Source organism: Stieleria sp., assembly GCF_041595215.1.
Classification (GTDB): domain Bacteria; phylum Planctomycetota; class Planctomycetia; order Pirellulales; family Pirellulaceae; genus Stieleria; species Stieleria magnilauensis.
This window is the reverse complement of the sequence record NZ_JBFHKV010001390.1, coordinates 1-1,840: the sequence shown is the minus strand read 5'-3', so window position 1 is coordinate 1,840 and position 1,840 is coordinate 1. Positions and strand designations below refer to the sequence as shown.

The following is a 1,840-nucleotide window of genomic DNA, read 5'->3' as shown; positions in this document are numbered from 1 at the left end:
GTGAACGGGCCATCGCCCTTGAGCGCGCCGGCCAAATCGGCCGCACCCAACGCCGCCGCAAGCGTTTTGAAGTTGCCTGCCGCGACCGCCGTGTCGACGATATCCGCGGCTTTCGAGCCCGCCGACGTAAACAGTGCGATGGTCATGGCGATCGCGAGGGTTACAGAGCGTTTCATGGAAATAGGCCGTGGTGGGTGGTTTTTCAAAGATGCAGCGACTGAACTTCGAGCCGCCGCAGGAAACCGCAACCGGGGCCGGCACCCGAGCTGCGTACAGTCCTATGTTCGCAAGCAGTCAACTCCCGGATGCACGCGATTGGAAAAACAGGCTGGAAGCCGATCCCATTAGCGATCAAACTTGTCTGGAAAGTCGTTGTCTGGAAAGTCGTTGTCTGGAAAGTCCTCGTGGGACGGCGTCACGATGAATCACCCCAGCGGCGATCGCCTCGCTGTCGGCGAGTGTTGCTGCGGCAATCCCGCGTCGCTCGTCCCTTTCCTCGTTTTCCTTCGGATCGATCATGTTGCGCTCGAAACGGTTGTGTGTCCTGGCGTTTATCAGTTTGATGGTGTTCCCGATGCCGGTCCGACCGGCGGGGGCCCAGGAGCAGAAAACGTCCGACGCGAAACCGGCGAAAGTCGTGGCGGAGGATGCCGATGCAGTCGCGGATGCCGATGCGGTCGCGGCGCTCCGGCCCCTGTTCGATCAGCTCATCGGCGCCAAATCAACTCGGGCGACCGTCGAATTGTCCGCCGATACGATCGTCGACGGAGCGGTGGTCAACACCCAAACGTCGGTCTACCAAATCGCGTCCCAAATTCCCGATCAGTTCACCATCTACTTGAAAGACGAGCAGCAGCGAGCCCGAATCTTTTGTGACGGTGCAACGACGACGATCGCCCTTTCCGAACAGGCATTCACCGTGCTGGAGAAACCGTTGGCGATGCAGCAAGCGGTTTTCGAGTTGCCGTTGCCGATGGGGCCGTACCCGGAACCCATTCTCGCCCTGACCATGGCCGGCATCGATCCCGCGCTGTCGTTGATGACTGGCATGAAGTCGGTCCGCTTACTCGATCGCAACAAGTTTCGCGGGCAAACGCCGGCGATTCATTTCCAAGGCATCCAAGAGGACAATGTCCGTTGGGATCTCTGGATCACCCAGGACGAGCGGCCCAAACCGTTGCGGTTACGTGTCGATCTGACGGAGATGCTTCGCGCCAACGGCGGATTGGAATTGCCGCCGGGCTATCAGTATGCGTTGCGGTTCGATTTTAAAGTCTGGCGGATCGATCATCCCAACGCGGCAACACTGTTTCGCTACAACAAGATCGAGGGCGCCAAGGAGTACGAATCGATCGAAGCGTATTTCAAGGAAGCCAAGTGATCGGCGTGAGGGTTGGGAAACGCGCCACTGGCTGACGCTGCGTGCTGGGCATGCGCCACTGGCTGACGCCACGTGCTGGGCATGCGCCACTGGCTAACGCCACGTGCTGGGCATGCGCCACTGGCTAACGCTGCGTGCTGGGCACGCGCCACTGGCTAACGCCACGTGCTGGGGCGATTGTTCTATCCTTACCTGGCCAATTCGATCCGTCGCAGCGCGACATCGGCTACGAAAATGGACATCGCGACCATCAACAACCAGGGCCACAGCGGCATCGGTTCGCGGGCCGTCGCGTCGATCCGTTCGGCAATCGATTCCGGCGGCGGGTCAAAGCGTCCGCCGCTGACCGTTGCAATCCGCTGCAGCGTCGACGTCGCGGTGGGCAACAACCTCAATTCATCGCTGTAGCCGACCGAGATGCCTCGCGAGGACCGTTGCGTCGAACCGGATTGCCGCGTC

At 60.5% G+C, this 1,840-nt stretch carries 2 protein-coding genes; one reads left to right on the top strand and one right to left on the bottom strand.

Annotation, left to right across the window (positions count from 1 at the left end):
• The first annotated feature begins 517 nt into the window (after window positions 1–517).
• The gene (locus ABX749_RS31525; RefSeq protein WP_372899526.1) at window positions 518–1,381 is read left to right on the top strand and encodes a DUF2092 domain-containing protein; all 864 of its coding nucleotides are present in this window, start codon (window positions 518–520) and stop codon (window positions 1,379–1,381) included.
• Window positions 1,382–1,569: 188 nt separating this feature from the next.
• On the opposite strand, the gene ABX749_RS31520 is transcribed toward ABX749_RS31525, so the two are convergent.
• Window positions 1,570–1,840 (bottom strand): hypothetical protein (locus ABX749_RS31520; RefSeq protein WP_372899525.1); only part of this gene is annotated, 271 nt, incomplete at its 5' end.